This is a genomic window from Rubeoparvulum massiliense, assembly GCF_001049895.1.
GTDB lineage: Bacteria > Bacillota > Bacilli > Rubeoparvulales > Rubeoparvulaceae > Rubeoparvulum > Rubeoparvulum massiliense.
This window is the reverse complement of sequence record NZ_CVPE01000005.1, coordinates 512,200-529,341: the sequence shown is the minus strand read 5'-3', so window position 1 is coordinate 529,341 and position 17,142 is coordinate 512,200. Positions and strand designations below refer to the sequence as shown.

Genomic DNA, 17,142 nt, shown 5'->3' with positions numbered 1-17,142 from the left:
GTGGGTTACCCATGATATAATAAGCTACAAGTATGTCGAAGATATGGCCATAGCAAGCAAAAAGAGATTAATAATTACAAGGAGGCATTGGCAATGGGAGAGCCAATCAAACGTGAGGTCCGTACCACATGTAGCTACTGTGGGACAGGCTGTGGTTTGATAGTCGAAGTAGAGGATAACAAAATTATCAAGATACGTGGGGATAAGGAAGCACCTGTTAATCACGGCATGACCTGTATTAAAGGTGCATTTGCTTATGGCTATACCCAGGCGGAGACCCGCCTCACTCAACCGCTGGTTCGCAGAATGGGAAAGCTTGTTCCTGTCTCCTGGGATGAAGCGTTGGAAGAAGTGGCTTCAAAGCTCCAAAGCACCAAGGCGAAGTATGGTGCTGACTCCATTGGCATGTTTGCCTGTGCACGCGCTACTAATGAAACAAATTATGTCACACAAAAGTTTATGCGTGCGGTTGTAGAGAACAACAATATTGATGGCTGTAACCGTACCTGACACGCTCCTAGTGTTGCCGGTCTGGCAACAATTTATGGCTCAGGATTTCCAACCAATTCACTAGATTGCATTGAAAAAACAGATGTACTTTTACTGATGGGGTCAAATACCTCAGAGGCCCACCCCATTATTGCCAATCGGATGAAACGTGCCAAGAAGAAGGGGATGACCATGATCGTGGTTGATCCTCGTGAAACTGAGATGGCCACAAGCAGCTCTCTCCATCTACCACTTAAAGTGGGAACAGATATTGCATTACTCAATGCGATGATGAACCTGATTATTCAAAATGATTGGTACGATAAGCAATGGGTAGGCAAGCATACTGAAGAGTTTGAACGGCTTCGTCAAAGGGTAGAACCTTATACTTTAGCACATGCTGCAGCCATTACTGGACTACAGGAAGAGCAGATTGCTGAAGCTACACGTCTCTATGCTCAGGCAAAAGATGCCATGATTGCATATACCTTAGGGATAACGGAACATCATTGCGGTGTAAACAATGTGTTCGCCATCGGAGATATCGCCCTCTTAACAGGACATATGGGTAAGGAAGGTAACGGGATCATCCCGTTGCGTGGTCAGAATAATGTACAAGGTGCAGGAGATATGGGATGCCTTCCTAATCAATTGCCAGGGGCCATCCCACTTGGTAATATTGAAGCGCGTCTTCGCTTCGAAGAGCATTGGGGTCGTCCCATCCCGCCGGAGAACGGCAGAACACAGACACAAATGTTGGAGCGCATTGAATCTGGTGAGATTCATTTCCTTTATATCATTGGTGAAAACCCACTAATGGCAGATGTGCATATGCACCATACCGAAAAAACATTAGAAAAACTAGATTTTATTGTGGTACAGGATCTCTTTTTGACCGAAACAGCTGCAATGGCAGATGTGGTTCTGCCAGCTCGTTCATGGGGAGAGGTAGAGGGAACCTACACCAATACCGAACGGAGGGTACAACGAGTTCGACCACTAATTGATCCGCTTCCCGGGACCAAGGACGATTGGCAAATTCTCTGTGAATTAGCGCAACGACTTGGCTATTCAATGGAGTATCAAAATAGTGAGGAGATCTGGGAGGAAGTACGGATGTTGGCTACTCATCTTTATGGTGGGATGAGTTATGAACGTCTAGACCGTGAAGGTGGATTACAGTATCCCTGTCCTACATTGGATCATCCTGGTACCGTCTTTATCAATGAGTATCTTCAACAAGAAGAGGCTCAACAAAAAGCACGCTTTGTCCCTGTAGAGTTTACGCCTCCAGCGGAACTGCCTGATGAAGAGTATCCTTTCATGCTGACGACAGGCAGACGCTATGAGCTCTACAACACGAATACACAGACTGCCTACTACCCACCCAACCTAAAACGACGTCAGCTGGAAGAGACCTGTGACATGCATCCTGATGATGCGGAGAAGCTAGGTATAGCTGAGGGCGATTGGGTACAGGTAAGCTCACGACGTGGCAAGGTATCAGTTAAAGCGAAGGTGACTAAGCAGGTACAACCAGGATTGATTTTTATGAGCTTTCACTTCCGTGAAGTGCCAACAAATCGGCTTACCTTAGACGTATTTGATCCTATTGCAGGCACCGCAGAGTATAAAGCATGTGCTGTAAAGATTGAACCTCTACGTTCTACGGTAGAGGTAGAGTAAACGATTTTTTATTTCATCATCAGGGAGAGTACAATCTGCACAGACTACCATCAGGTGGTCTGTGTTTCTTTACTTAGAATGGAGTGTTGTTTCTCATCTGAAAGTATATTATGATCTGTAAGAGTTCATGAAGTTCACGGGAGGATTAACGTACCACCGCTGAGACAAATCGATGATGAGGTGAGAATAGATGGGTCTAACAACTGGAATCGTAGGATTACCTAATGTTGGAAAATCAACACTGTTTAATGCAATTACCCAGGCGGGTGCAGAGGCTGCCAATTATCCCTTTTGTACAATTGATCCGAATGTGGGTGTTGTAGAAGTACCCGATATACGTCTCCAACAACTAACAACCATGTTTAACCCAAGAAAAACAACTCCTACTACGGTAGAGTTTGTTGATATTGCTGGGATTGTAGAAGGGGCAAGTAAGGGAGAAGGTCTAGGCAATCGCTTTTTATCACATATTCGTGAAGTGGATGCCATATGCCATGTGGTTCGCTGTTTTGAAGATGAAAATATTACCCATGTATCAGGGTCGGTAGATCCATTACGTGATATCGAGATTATTAATCTTGAACTTATTCTTGCTGACTTAGAACAAGTGGAGCGCCGGATTGAACGCGTCTATAAGATCGCTCGTGCTGGTGAGAAAGAGTCCAAAAAGGAATATGAAGTTTTACTTCGTGTTAAGGAATGCTTTGAAGAAGAGAAGCCTGCTCGTAGTCTTGAACTTGATGAAGATGAAGAGAAAATGATTAAGCATCTTAATCTCTTAACAAGGAAGCCAGTCATCTATATTGCCAATGTTAGTGAAGATGAGATTGGCCAAGCAGAGAATCGTTATGTCCAAGCTGTCCGAGAATTTGCAGCGAAGGAAGGCTCTGAAGTACTCTCGATTAGTGCGAAGGTAGAGTCTGAAATTGCAGAACTAGAAGGGGATGAACGGATACTCTTCTTGGAAGAGTTGGGCCTCAAGGAGTCTGGTCTTGATCGGCTCATTCGTGCAGCCTATCATTTGCTAGGGCTGGTTACGTATTTTACTGCAGGGGAGCAAGAAGTACGCGCATGGACGATCAGACAGGGTACGAAAGCGCCACAAGCTGCAGGTGTAATCCATACTGATTTTGAACGTGGTTTTATCCGAGCTGAGGTTGTAGGCTTTGATGATTTGATCAATTCAGGTTCCATGGCGCAAGCTCGAGAGCAGGGTCTTCTACGATTAGAAGGCAAGGATTATATAGTTCAAGATGGCGATGTCATCTACTTCCGCTTTAATGTATGAAACAACTTCAACTTGCTATTATCAATGTAAATTGATATAATAATTCAACGTGAGCAAATCATTCGTGAGTGCTCTCCTTGCCCTTATTTTTAGATGAGGGCCGCTTAGTCCATAAGGAGGTGAAAGAAAGATGAATAAGTACGAAGTGATGTATATCATCCGTCCAGAAGCAGATGAAGAAGCTGTAAAAGCAATGTCTGAAAAGTTAAGCAATGTAATCGCATCTAACCAAGGTGAAGTGGAGAAATTCGAGAACATCGGAAAACGTCGCCTTGCCTACGAGATTGATAAAATCCGTGAAGGGATCTATGGTTTGATCTACTTCAATGGTACTGGTGCTACCGTTGCTGAATTGGATCGGATTATGAAGATTGATGACCAACTGATTCGTCACATGATCGTTCGTGAAGACGACTAATATTGAATAAACGGTTGGATAATCGAGCGGGAGGGGTCAAATTGATTAACCGCGTTGTATTAGTTGGACGATTAACAAGGGATCCAGAACTGCGTTATACACCAAGTGGTGTAGCCGTAGCCACGTTTACACTTGCTGTGAATCGGACATACAAAAATGCACAGGGTGAACGTGAAGCTGACTTCATTAATATTGTTGTATGGCGTCAGCTCGCTGAACTATGTGCCAATTACCTGAAAAAAGGTAGACAAGCTGCTGTCGATGGTCGCTTACAGACTCGTTCCTATGAGAACAATGAGGGCAGAAAGGTGTATGTTACAGAGGTTGTTGCTGAAAATGTACAATTTCTTGATTCTGCACAAAGTGGTTCCTATTCTGGTCCAACTAGCGCTGGTCAGGGTATGGATCCTATGAATCCAAGAACTAATCAAGGAAGCCATTCCTATCAAGACCCATTCGCTGATGAGAGCCAACCAATCGATATTTCAGATGATGATTTACCGTTCTAATCACCGTAAGATTAGCGGAAGTAATAACTGAAAGGAGGATTTAACATGGCACGTGGAGGTCGCAAAGGTCGTCGCCGTAAGGTGTGTTACTTTACAGCAAATAAGATCACAAAAATCGACTATAAAGATATTGATCTATTAAAGAAATTCATTAGTGAACGTGGGAAGATTCTTCCTCGTCGCGTAACTGGTACTTCATCCAAGTACCAACGTCAATTGACAGTAGCTATCAAACGCGCTCGTCAAATGGCATTACTACCATACTCTAACGAGTAATGGACAATATAATTGAGTGATTTTAAAAGCACAATGAGGGAACTCTTATTGTGCTTTTTTATTTGACGTAGATGTGCAAACCATCATTGGATCTGTTAAACTAAATAGTAATTGAAAGAAAAGTGGGGGAACAATGTTTGAGAATCAAGGGACTAACTGAAGGGGCCTTAATGGTCAGTGTATATACTGTTCTATTATTACTAAGCATCTATACACCTCTATTTCTCATTGCATTTATTTTTCTACCGTTACCTTTTACGATATCCACGGTTCGTCATGGTTGGAAGCAAGGAATTTTTATAGCGATGGTAGCTGTATTTATTACCTTGATTGTTAGTTTGCCTTCCATCCTCCTCACCGTGATGATGGCATTGGTTGGGGTCACGATGGGGGAATGCTATCGTCGAGGACGGAGTGCGTATACTGCATTTATCTGGGGCTTACTAGCCTCTCTAGGAGGCCAAATTCTAACCATCTTCTTAACAGCCCTCCTCTTTGATATTAATATTATTGAAGAGATCCAACATTTGATCAATGAAAGCGTGCAGACAAGCAAGGCACTCTTAGGACAAGCAGGACTAGCAGGAAATGTGGATACCATCCAGCAGTTCACCTCTATGATGACGCTGATGGTACCATTTATGCTTCTTATTTCATCAGCACAAGTAGCACTGGTGAATCATTGGTTAACTCGCAAGATTGCAGGCCGTTTAGGCATGGAAATTGTGGGATTTCCGCCCATCGATACATGGCGATTACCTACTTCTTTGATCTGGTATTACTTAATTCTGTTATTAACATCCTTACTCATACCAGTGCAACAAGGAAGTGGTTTGCATCTTATTTTGATTAATGCCATGCCAATTTTACAGTTGGCCATAATGCTCCAAGGATTATCTTTTCTAGCCTTCCTGGGTAAGCTGAAAAAATGGCCAAAGAAATGGCTGGTTCTATTTATCATTATGATGTTTCTCTTTCCTATCTTGTTTGAACTTGTGGTTCTCATCGGGATCATGGACTTAGGTTTCCCAATACGATCCTACTTTACAAATAGGGGATGAGTTGGATATGCCGAAGTTTATCATGCAACGCTGGCATGGAATTCATATGTGGTTTGTCTTAGTTGCACTTGCCCTTTTGACGGGGATTCTTTTCTATTACCAGTGGCTTCTAGGCATGTTGGGGTTATTCGCGATTGTCACATATGTTTTCCTACAGAACCGTATTGGCAAACAATTGGAAACAGAGTTAGAGCAATACCTAACTACTATTACATACCGAGTGAAAAAGGCTGGTGAAGAAGTTTTTGAACAGCTTCCCCTTGGTATTATTCTTTATAATGAAGAGAATTTAATTGAATGGTATAATCCCTTTATTGCACAGCTGGTAGGCTCCAATGATTCATTAGTTGGTCTATCCATCCAGGACATTTTACCAGAGCTAGTTCCATTCCTCGGCGGAGTAAACAAAACGGTAGATACCAGTATCAACGGCCGTATCTATAAGCTGGTGTTGCGTGCAGAAGAACGACTGATCTACCTTCGTGATATTACCGAGTGGAAGAAGCTAGAGAAGGAACATCGGGAAGAAGAACTGGTCTTTGGGATCATCCAGATGGATAATGTGGATGAGTTGGCGCAAGCCGTCGATGAGCAAACTCATACCATGATTGTCAGCAAGGTAATTCGCGCCATCACTGAATGGACACAACAATATGACATGGTTTTACGTCGATATACCAATGATAAATTCTTCTGCATTTTAAATCGTAAGACGCTTCAGCAGTTAGAGCAGAATCGCTTTGATCTATTAGACATGGTTCGTGGGATGACCAAGCATCAAAAAATACCGCTAACATTAAGTATTGGAATTGGTGCAGGCATTGAATCCATGAATGACAAAGCAGACCTGGCGAAGTCCAGTCTAGATATTGCGTTAGGTCGTGGCGGGGATCAAGCTGCAGTCAAGGATGGGCCCAGTCTCTCCTTCTATGGTGGGAAGTCCAATGCCATTGAAAAACGTACCCGTGTTCGTGCCCGTGTCATCTCTCATGCCATGCGTGACCTAATCCGTGAGAGTGACCTTGTATTAATTATGACCCATGTGAATCCCGATTTGGATGCCATGGGAGCAGCCATCGGGGTACTAAAAGCGGTTCAAGCCAATGGACAGAAAGGCTTTATTGTCTTAGACGATCACATCTTCTCCATACGTCATCTCATGGATGAGATTGAACGGGATGAAGAGCTTAAATCACATTTCATTTCGAAAGAACAAGCATTACAAAAATCGACCAATCGAACCTTAGTGGTGGTTGTAGATACACATCGACCATCCATGGTGGTGGAACCGAAGCTAGTTAGTGGCAATCGTCGGATTTTTGTCATCGACCATCATCGTCGTTCCGAAGAGTTTATGGAGGATCCTGTGCTTGTTTATATGGAACCCTATGCCTCATCCACATGTGAATTAGTGACCGAGCTACTGCAATATCATCAGCAACCCATTACGATGAATCGCTTGGAATCAACATCGCTATTAGCAGGAATCGTTGTGGACACGCGAAACTTTATGATTCGTACAGGCTATCGCACATTTGATGCCGCTTCGTATTTAAAGACACATGGTGCAGATCCCAGTCTAGTTCAGAAGTTTTTAAAGGAAGATCTGACTACCTATATCGAACGCAATCGATTTATTGACAAGACACGCTTAATCTTTCCGAAAATTGCCCTCTCTACTGGGCATATTGCTAACGAAGCCGGACATGTTTTAATCTCTCAGGTAGCCGATACCTTATTGGGCGTCTCAGGCATTGAAGCCTCCTTTGTCATGGCGGAGAGAGATGATGGGGTGATTGCAATCAGCGCACGCTCCCTCGGCGATCTCAATGTACAGGTGATCATGGAACGAATGGGAGGCGGCGGTCATCTCAGCAGTGCAGCCGTTCAATTAAGTGATACATCAATGGAAGAGACAGAGAAACGATTAATTGAAGAGATCCAACGATACCTAGATGAAGGGAGTAATATAAAATGAAAGTGATCTTCATGCAGGATGTAAAGGGAAAAGGGAAAAAAGGAGAAGTCAAAAATGTAGCAGAGGGTTATGCTCATAACTTTCTCTTTCCAAGGAATCTAGCAGTTGAAGCTAATGCTGCGAATATGAACGTATTAAAACAACAACAAAAGAGTGAAGAGAAGCGAAAAGAAGAAGAGAAGCATGAAGCCCAGCTACTCCAAAAGAAGTTGGAGGCTAAAGAAGTCACCATCAAGGCGAAGTCTGGCGAAGGTGGAAGATTATTTGGCTCAATCACAAGCAAACAAATTGCAGACCTGCTAAAAAAAGAAGGAATTATCATTGATAAACGCAAGATTGATCTTGCTGAACCGATTCGAGCATTGGGAGTTACCAAGGTCGTAGTAAAATTACATCCAGAAATATCTGCTACGCTTTCTGTGCACGTCGTAGAAGAGTAATCATCGGGTATGAATGACGATCAGAAGGAATAAAGGGGAGGAAACCGATGAGCGAACTCTTTTTGGATCGAACACCGCCACATAGCATTGAGGCAGAGCAGGCCGTATTGGGTTCCGTTTTGATAGAAAAGGAAGCATTGATTCAAGCAATGGAAATCCTAGCACCCGATCGTTTTTATCGTACTGCTCATCAACGCATTTATGAAGGCATGCTCTCTCTTTATGAAAAAGATGAACCAGTGGATGTTGTAACATTAACTGCTGAATTGAAACAGCGAAATTGGCTCGATGAGGTAGGTGGCGTCACCTATCTAGCGGAGTTAGCCAATGCGGTCCCCACTGCAGCTAATGTAGAATACTATGCACGAATTGTGGAGGAGAAAGCGCTTCTTCGGAACCTGATTCGTACAGCTACAAAGATTGCCAGCGAAGGCTATGCTCAACAGCGTGAAGTGGACGATATTATTGATCATGCTGAACGTAGTATTCTCGAGTTGAGCGATCTAGGGACGAGAAATGGCTTTATCTCCATTAAAGATGCTCTATTAGAAACCATCGATCGTATTGAAACGCTCAATTCCAATCAAGGAGAGCTTACAGGCATACCTACAGGGTATACTGACTTAGATCGAATGACTGCTGGATTTCAAAAGTCAGATCTTATTATTATCGCAGCTCGTCCTTCCGTGGGAAAGACTGCCTTTGCCCTAAATATTGCACAGAACGTAGCTGCTCGGGCCAATGAAACAGTAGCCATCTTTAGCTTAGAGATGGCAGCATCTCAATTGGTTCAACGGATGTTATGCGCTGAAGGCAATATCAATGCCCAACGGATGCGAACAGGTCAGTTTGAGGATGAAGATTGGCGGAAGTTGAATATGGCTGTCTCCATCTTAAGTGAGTCTCCCATTTACATTGATGATTCGCCTAATATTACTGTGAATGAAATTCGCTCAAAATGTCGTCGACTCAAACAAGAGAAGGGTCTTGGACTCATATTAATCGACTATCTCCAATTAATTTCTGGTACAGGTCGTACAGATAATCGTCAGCAAGAGATTAGTGAAATCTCTCGGACACTAAAAGGGATCGCACGGGAGTTGAATTGTCCTGTCATCGCTCTTTCACAGCTAAGCCGTGCTGTTGAATCACGTCAGGATAAGCGCCCAATGCTATCTGATATTCGTGAGAGTGGTAGTATTGAGCAAGATGCGGACATTGTAGGCTTCCTTTATCGGGATGATTATTATAATCCAGACACGGAGAATCCCAATATTATTGAAATCATCATTGCGAAACAACGGAATGGCCCTACCGGTAAAGTAGAGTTGGTTTTTTTGAAGGAGTATAACAAGTTTGTAAACATGGAGAAAGAACGTCGGGACATGGGGAATGTCTCTTAGCAACAGGTAAGATTAAATCATTGGCGTCTAGCGTATACTACGTTAGAGCGCCTTTTTATTTCTGAGATGTTTTCCTAACTCATCTCAATCATGTTTATTGATTTTCTAAAAATATTACGAACAATTAATAGGTTTTTACTAATAATCGTTCGGTTTTTATTGACTAAACAGATGATGGTTGCTAAACTGAAAGTGCATATGAATAAATTGCACGTAACAGCAGAGATGCTGAAGTGATGGAGGTGCGGATTCATGTCATCAGTTGTCGTAGTAGGTGCCCAATGGGGCGATGAGGGTAAAGGTAAAATTACAGACTTTTTCGCAGAGCATGCAGAGGTAGTCGCACGTTATTCTGGTGGAAACAACGCAGGACATACCATTGTTTTCGGGGGGAAAAAGTTCAAACTCAAATTGATTCCTTCAGGCATCTTCTATCCTGGAAAAGTTTGTGTGTTGGGTAATGGAATGGTCATTAATCCCCAAGCATTATTAGAGGAGTTAACATACCTCCATGAAAATGGTGTAGAAACTTCCAATCTTCGTATTAGTAACCGTGCTCATGTTATCATGCCTTATCATCTATTACTAGATGGAGCATCAGAGGATAAAGTTGGAGGTCAAAAAATTGGGACGACCCGTAAAGGGATTGGACCAGCCTATATGGATAAAGCTGCACGAATTGGCATTCGTATTGCAGACTTGCTTGAGGAAGATGTCTTTCGTGAAAAACTTCATCGTAATTTGATTGAAAAAAATCATCTCCTTCAAAGTGTCTATGGTTTAGAGCCACTCAATGAAGAAGAGATTGTTACGGAGTACCTTCAATATGCAGAGAAAATTGCACACTATGTGATGGATACTTCCATTGTCTTAAATGATGCCCTAGATCAAGGAAAACGTGTGCTATTTGAAGGTGCCCAGGGGGTTATGCTAGATATCGACCAAGGTACCTATCCATATGTCACCTCCTCCAACCCAGTTGCAGGTGGAGTCTGTATTGGTGCAGGAGTTGGACCTACGAAGATTCATCAAGTAATCGGTGTGGCCAAAGCATATACCACCCGTGTAGGTGATGGTCCATTCCCAACGGAACTACATGATGAAATTGGGAATCAAATTCGTGAGGTTGGTAAGGAGTATGGGACTGTTACAGGACGTCCACGTCGTATTGGCTGGTTTGATGCTGTAACGGTACGCCATGCACGTCGTGTGAGCGGTCTTACTGGACTAGCTCTTAACTCCATTGATGTCCTCACAGGACTTAAGACAGTAAAAATCTGTACCGCCTATCGGTATCAAGGGAAGGTCATCGACGAATATCCTGCCAGTCTAAAAATTCTCGCACAATGTGAACCGATCTATGAAGAGTTACCAGGCTGGGAAGAAGACATTACCAATGTTCACTCATTAGATGAGCTCCCTGAGGCAGCACGTCATTATGTAGAGCGTATCTCACAAGTGACCGGTATTCCATTAACAACATTTTCAGTTGGCCCGAATCGCGAACAAACGAATCTATTACGCCCTATTTTTGAATAGGATAAATCAACCAAAAAAACCTTGTTGCATCTTAAGCAACAAGGTTTTTTCATATTTTGAAGCAGGATTTGAGATAGGAATCAGAGAATTTTATTCTATGTTTATCTTGCCATATGGATCTTGCTTATGGTAGTCTATAAAAAGACAAGTAAAACCATTTAAAATGGCAATAATTGTAATGCTTTTTTGCTAGTTTGCAGATACTTGTTGGAAGAAGAAAATGAGTGTAGAAATCGCTTATAAAAAGACCGATACGCATACAAAAAAGAAAATCTTGGGATGTTTTCAAGGAGGAGAACTCTGTGGCCTTGCGGGATCAAATGAGGGACTGGTTTCAGCAGCGAGTCGTCTCATTCAAAAAACAAAGTCAATCGACGTTTGAGTCTACGAAGGCAAAACTGAATAGTCTAGCAGAAACATCAAAAGAGAAAAACCAAGTCTTCGTAAGTAAAAGTAAAGAAAAGCTAAATCATGCATATAAGTTAACACAGAATAAGGCAAATACTCTATGGCAATCTATCCGACTCATGATACAGAAGAATCAGAAAAAAGCGGTGATCATCATTTCATCAACTGCCACACTACTGGCAGTGACCATCGGTGGCGTCATCTACTACAAAACCAATCTGAATACCTTGTATCATGTAAGTATTGATGGGAAGGCATTGGGAACGGTAAGTGACCCTCAATTAGTTTTGGATGCAATTCAATCCATGAAGACAACCGAACAGGCGAAAACGCCTGACCTAATTGTCTACCTTCCAGCAGATGTAAAATTCACGGAGGAAGTAAAATATAAGGGAATAACAGAGGATGAACGTGTACTCTCTGCCCTACCGACTGAATTAGCTGATAATATTGAAATCAAGGCGAAAGCGATAGCGGTAAAGGTAAATGGAGAGGTATTAGGATATGTCTCTTCTCAAGCTGAAGTAGATCAAATTCTTGCATCTATCAAAGACTTCTATATTCCAAAAGAGGCTAAGGAAGTTCAGAAGAAGAGAGTACAAGCAGCTGCAGCAGGTAGTACAAGCCCACTTAATGATGAGATCGATACATATGATATCTTAGAAAACGCCATTAAGGAAGATGTACAAACGACACCGCTTGAAGTAAATCCTGATCAACTTAACGATCCAAAAGAGCTACAAGCTTTACTACAGAAGGGAACCCTTGAGGATCAAATCTACACTGTAAAGCCAGGGGACTGCATCTCCTGTATTGCTTATGAATTAGGGATCACTTCTGATGATATTTATCGGAACAACCCTGGTGTAACAGAGAATACTGTTTTACAGCTAGGACAAAAGCTAAATGTGACAGCATATAAGCCGAAGGTCAATGTAAAAACCATAATGCAAGCAACTGTACAAGAAACAATCTCCTATGATTACAAATATATTAAGGATGAAAAAATTCCAGCCGGAGATCAAAGAATTCAGCAGGAAGGTAAGGAAGGTAAGAAACGGGTTACTTATCGGATTACCTTAAACAATGGGGTGGAACAAGAACGTGACAAGTTAAACGAAGAGATTCTGCATGAGCCTGTCCCCATGATTATCCGAGTTGGAACGAAGGTCGTTGCTAACGCTGGTAGTGGCTCATTTAGTTGGCCAACAAAAGGTGGCGTAATTACCAGTGGATATGGCTACCGTTGGGGATCGATGCATAAAGGCATCGATATCTCAGGTGTAAAGGATAAGACCATCATGGCTTCAGATAACGGTACTATCGTAGAAGCAGGCTGGAAAGGCGGTTACGGTAATGCAGTGGTCATCGATCATGGGAATGGAACTCGTACTCTATATGGTCATTTGTCCAGCATTAACGTGAAAAAGGGTCAAGTCGTTGAAAAAGGCCAAAAGATTGGTGTAATGGGTTCCACGGGGAATTCAACGGGTACTCACCTACACTTTGAAATCCATGTGAACGGTTCACATATTAATCCAATGGATAAGTTTTAATATAAGATTTAAAGAATACAAGGCTCTCTATCATTTAGATAGGGAGCTTTTTTTAATAGGAGAGAGCTCCTTCACATGGTACAATAATAGGAGAGTTATCATCGAGTTTATTCGTAGAAATGCAGGAATATTCCAATTCATATGGAACAGATAGGACAAGAGAATGCTCGAAAAGTGAGGTGGAGTTCATGCTAGGCAAAATTTTAGTTGTTGATGATGAGAAACCGATTGCGGACATTCTTCAGTTTAATCTGGAGAAGGAGGGCTATGAGGTCGTATGCGCCTTTGACGGCTTAGAGGCACTAGAGAAGGTAAGAGCAGAGAACCCTCAGTTAATCCTACTGGATATCATGCTTCCTAAAATGGATGGCTTAGAAGTGTGTCGTGAGGTTCGTAAAACCAGTAATGTCCCGATTATCATGCTGACAGCGAAAGATTCAGAAGTAGATAAGGTATTGGGACTAGAATTAGGGGCAGATGATTATGTGACCAAACCTTTCTCCAATCGTGAGCTACTTGCACGGGTACGAGCAAATTTACGCAGACTGCACGTCAATCAACAGGGACAACAGTCAGAAGATAGTAAACGAATCGAGATCGGTGAGATTACCATTCATCCAGAATCCTATATGGTGCGAAAGCGTGGCGAAATTCTTGATCTAACCCATCGAGAATTTGAATTATTAGACTATCTAGCCCGACATTTAAACCAGGTTGTCACGCGTGATGATCTGCTCCGTTCGGTTTGGGGCTATGATTATTTAGGCGATGTTCGTACCGTTGATGTGACGATCCGACGCCTTCGTGAAAAAATCGAGGATGATCCCAGTAGCCCACAATACATTATGACACGACGCGGTGTTGGGTATTCTATGCGTAATCCCATACCTGGCATGTGATCACGATGAAGCGTATTCCACTCTTCCATAGCATTCGTTGGAAATTGGTTGTAATTTATATTCTACTCATCCTTGCAGCCATGCAAGTGATGGGTGTTTACTTTATACGCTCCATTGAATCTCACTATATGAATTCCTTTAATGAGCAATTAGATATCCAGGCCAATCTATTAGCTGTTAATCTTGAACGCTACCTTGACGATGATCGTATACGTGAGGAAGGTAGTGAGGAAACACGTAATGAAGATATTAATCATCTTGTGGAGAATCTCTTTGCCCTCAATGGTGTAGACGTTCAGATTATTAATCGAAACGGAGTAATTATCAGCACGCCAGGTAAGGACAAGCAGTTGATCGGCCAAAAGAATTTACAGACTGAAGTGATCCAAGCCTTATCAGGTGCACGCAGTGAATCCACAAGAATTGATGCATCTACAGGCCAACGGATGAAGGTATTGGCGACTCCAATCAAAAGAAATAACCAAGTTGTTGGTGTCATCTATATGATTGCTTCCTTGGAACGTTTATATCAAACGATTGGCGAGATCAATAAAATTCTTGCTACTGGTACGGGAATTGGCATTGTTTTGACTGCTGCGATGACCATCTTTCTATCCAGAACCCTGACGACTCCCATTAAGGAGATTACTAGACAGGCGACGCGCATGGCAGAAGGGGACTTTAATCAAGCAGTAAAGGTGTATAGCAATGATGAAGTGGGTTATCTCGGACAGGTGATCAATCAATTATCCAATCGTTTGAAGGAGGCTTTAGCCATCAATCGAGAAGAGGAGGATAAGTTAACCTCCATCTTAACCAACATGAGTGATGGCGTAATTGCAACCTCTCGTGATGGTACGATTATTTTAGCTAATCAGCGTGCAATCGAGCTATTAAATATCCCATCCATAGAAGTAGCAGGTAAGAAGCTCGAAGATTTTTTTCCATTACCTGATAATTTCCAATTCGATAATGACCAAAGTGAAGTGGCATTTCGTCTCTTCTTCCAGCAAGGTCAAGAGAATTATGTTCTTGATGTGGTGATGTCCTGGTTCCGAATTGGGGAGAGTGGGGAGCGCGGTATCATTGCTGTTCTTCATGATGTGACAGAACAGGAGAAGCTGGACAGGGAGCGGAAGGATTTTGTTGCCAATGTTTCTCACGAATTGCGGACTCCTTTAACCACCTTAAGAAGCTATTTGGAGGCACTAGCAGATGGAGCCATGGAGGATCCGGAAGTAGCAGGACGTTTTCTACGTGTAACTCAGCAAGAGACAGAGCGGATGATTCGCCTTGTGAATGATCTCTTACAGCTTTCGCGAATCGATAGTGGGGAAGAGATGATGCAGAAACAAGTAATGTCTAATCAACAGTTCTTAAAATTAGTGAAAGAGCGGTATGAGATTCTAGATCCTGTGCAACAACGGGTGGTATGGAAAATTCCTGAGCAAGCCACTTTGATTACCATTGATCCAGATATGTTAATGCGGGTATTGGATAATCTCTTGTCTAATTCAATTAAATATACACCAGAAGACAAACTGATCGAAGTGAGCAGTCAAGCGTGTGGTAAAAATGTGGAATTCATTGTACGTGATGAAGGAATTGGGATACCACGAGAAGATTTGAAGCGGATTTTTGAACGCTTCTATCGGGTGGATAAAGCGAGATCACGCCAATTAGGTGGCACTGGGCTAGGACTCTCCATTGCCCGGGAAATTGTACGTGCCCATGGCGGTGAGATTATGATTCAGAGTAAAGAGGCGGATGGGACGACAGTACGTTTTACCATTCCCATAGCTAGTGAGGAGGATGAACTGGATGCTTGAGCGCTTGAAGAATACAGTTTTAATCCTGCTAGTAGTTCTCAGCATTTTGTTTACTGGACTAATCTGGACCAGTCAGCCTCAATATGACTTCATTCAAAGCACTGCATATCAAGAAAGAGAGTTGCTTGGGGAGAGTAGGGGGTTGGAGGAGCTGGTCCGTCCAAGACAGATCATCTTCCACTTAGGTGAAGCGAAACATGCTGTCGCTTATCCAGAAATGGGACCATATCGGAATGTACTGGAGAATGGGCTCAAGGAGTGGGATATATTTAATATTACCCCCAAATATCTTAATCGTGACCAATGGGAGGAATTGCTGACTTCTCGCCAAGGGGTGGAGATTGAATATCCTACTGGAATACCAGTAGATAGCCTACAGAGGCTGTTACCAATTAAAGAAGACCTTCCTAAGCAGTTGAAGGATGTTAGCAGTGTCTGGTATTATATTGAGCCTGATTCCAATAATGTCGTGGCACTACTTATCTCTAAGAAGCATGAGCAGACTTTTCAGGCCAAAACAGGCTTGTCAGCCGATTCCTTTCTAGCAAAATATGTAGTACAGGGAGAGAGTCTAACACAATATAAGGCGTATCACACAACGGCTGTTCAAACAGAAGTGATTCCAGCATCATTTTTTCATTTAGTATACCTACCGTTAGAGAACATGCATGGTAATAATTTTGATTTTTTTTATCGACCCATTACATCTGAGGCAATGCAACAAGCACTTTTTATTGACCCAAGTATTGTACGAAGAATTCAGGAACGAGATGGAGCTGTTCTCTTCACCGATGGCAAGCGTTCCATGCAGGTGAATCGAACACATGAAGGTATGATCTATTATGATCCTTTCATGGGAAAGACATCAAGCAATGAGTCCACACTGTATGATGCCATTACATTTGTTAATGAGCATCATGGCTGGACGGATCGGTATTATCTAGAGTCTATCCAGAATGAAAGCGATGGTACTACTTTTATATTTCGAAAGTACTTTTCCCGTTATCCCATTGTCAGTTTTCAAAATTCCAATCTCAACATGGATTATAGTGCTATCACCATTAAAATGGTTGGTGGCATCATTACAGAATATCAGCGTCCATTAATTGAGTTGGATCGTCATTATGCCAATCGATCTGTTCGTATTCTAACAGGCGATGAGTTAATTCAACGTCTGCATTGGGATGGAATTAGTCTTCTCGATGTGAATGACCTCTATTTGGCAAGAGAAGTGCGATTCGGTCAGGATTATGTTCGCCTTCATCAAGTTTGGGTTGTGGAATTAAAGGATGGTAGTGTACATCGATACTTTAATCCCGAAGAAAACCGGCTCATGGAGCATGATGAATAGTGGTCAGGAGGG

The 17,142-nt window shown here is 42.5% G+C and carries 14 protein-coding genes; all 14 read left to right on the top strand.

Annotated elements, in window-relative coordinates; genetic code table 11:
• Positions 1-93 precede the first annotated feature (93 nt).
• The 14 genes from fdhF to BN1691_RS07630 all read left to right on the top strand — a co-directional run bounded on the left by fdhF (position 94) and on the right by BN1691_RS07630 (position 17,130).
• Complete coding sequence (gene fdhF, locus BN1691_RS07695) at positions 94-2,175, top strand: formate dehydrogenase subunit alpha (protein WP_231638363.1); 2,082 nt, start codon at positions 94-96, stop codon at positions 2,173-2,175.
• A 190-nt stretch (positions 2,176-2,365) separates the two neighbouring features.
• The gene (ychF, locus tag BN1691_RS07690) at positions 2,366-3,463 is read left to right on the top strand and encodes a redox-regulated ATPase YchF (RefSeq protein WP_048601615.1); all 1,098 of its coding nucleotides are present in this window, start codon (positions 2,366-2,368) and stop codon (positions 3,461-3,463) included.
• A gap of 130 nt (positions 3,464-3,593) precedes the next feature.
• Positions 3,594-3,881: a 30S ribosomal protein S6 gene (rpsF, locus tag BN1691_RS07685; protein WP_048601614.1), complete on the top strand. Its 288-nt coding sequence runs from the start codon at positions 3,594-3,596 to the stop codon at positions 3,879-3,881.
• A 41-nt stretch (positions 3,882-3,922) separates the two neighbouring features.
• Positions 3,923-4,390, top strand: coding sequence for a single-stranded DNA-binding protein (ssb, locus tag BN1691_RS07680; RefSeq protein WP_048601613.1), 468 nt, complete (start codon positions 3,923-3,925; stop codon positions 4,388-4,390).
• Between the two features lie 45 nt (positions 4,391-4,435).
• Positions 4,436-4,666 (top strand): 30S ribosomal protein S18, encoded by a 231-nt coding sequence (rpsR, locus tag BN1691_RS07675; protein WP_048601612.1) that lies wholly within the window; start codon positions 4,436-4,438, stop codon positions 4,664-4,666.
• 137 nt (positions 4,667-4,803) lie between these two features.
• Positions 4,804-5,727 (top strand): YybS family protein, encoded by a 924-nt coding sequence (locus tag BN1691_RS07670; protein WP_048601611.1) that lies wholly within the window; start codon positions 4,804-4,806, stop codon positions 5,725-5,727.
• A gap of 7 nt (positions 5,728-5,734) precedes the next feature.
• On the top strand, positions 5,735-7,705 hold the full coding sequence (locus BN1691_RS07665; RefSeq protein WP_048601610.1) for a DHH family phosphoesterase: 1,971 nt from the start codon (positions 5,735-5,737) through the stop codon (positions 7,703-7,705).
• Entirely contained in the window at positions 7,702-8,145 is a 444-nt protein-coding gene (rplI, locus tag BN1691_RS07660) for a 50S ribosomal protein L9 (RefSeq protein ID WP_048601609.1), read from the top strand. Before BN1691_RS07665 ends, rplI begins: the two co-directional genes overlap by 4 nt.
• Positions 8,146-8,192: 47 nt before the next feature.
• Positions 8,193-9,548: a replicative DNA helicase gene (gene dnaB, locus BN1691_RS07655; RefSeq protein ID WP_048601608.1), complete on the top strand. Its 1,356-nt coding sequence runs from the start codon at positions 8,193-8,195 to the stop codon at positions 9,546-9,548.
• Between the two features lie 252 nt (positions 9,549-9,800).
• Positions 9,801-11,087 (top strand): adenylosuccinate synthase, encoded by a 1,287-nt coding sequence (locus BN1691_RS07650; RefSeq protein WP_048601607.1) that lies wholly within the window; start codon positions 9,801-9,803, stop codon positions 11,085-11,087.
• 302 nt (positions 11,088-11,389) lie between these two features.
• Positions 11,390-13,051, top strand: a complete 1,662-nt coding sequence (locus tag BN1691_RS07645; protein ID WP_048601606.1) for a peptidoglycan DD-metalloendopeptidase family protein — start codon at positions 11,390-11,392, stop codon at positions 13,049-13,051.
• Positions 13,052-13,239: 188 nt separating this feature from the next.
• A complete protein-coding gene (yycF, locus tag BN1691_RS07640; protein WP_048601706.1) occupies positions 13,240-13,950 on the top strand; it encodes a response regulator YycF in 711 nt (236 codons plus the stop codon).
• A 5-nt stretch (positions 13,951-13,955) separates the two neighbouring features.
• On the top strand, positions 13,956-15,779 hold the full coding sequence (locus BN1691_RS07635; protein ID WP_048601605.1) for a cell wall metabolism sensor histidine kinase WalK: 1,824 nt from the start codon (positions 13,956-13,958) through the stop codon (positions 15,777-15,779).
• Positions 15,772-17,130 carry a YycH family regulatory protein gene (locus tag BN1691_RS07630; protein ID WP_048601604.1) on the top strand — a complete coding sequence of 453 codons (1,359 nt, stop codon included), beginning with the start codon at positions 15,772-15,774 and terminating at the stop codon, positions 17,128-17,130. The genes BN1691_RS07635 and BN1691_RS07630 overlap by 8 nt, the downstream gene beginning before the upstream one ends.
• Positions 17,131-17,142 lie beyond the last annotated feature (12 nt).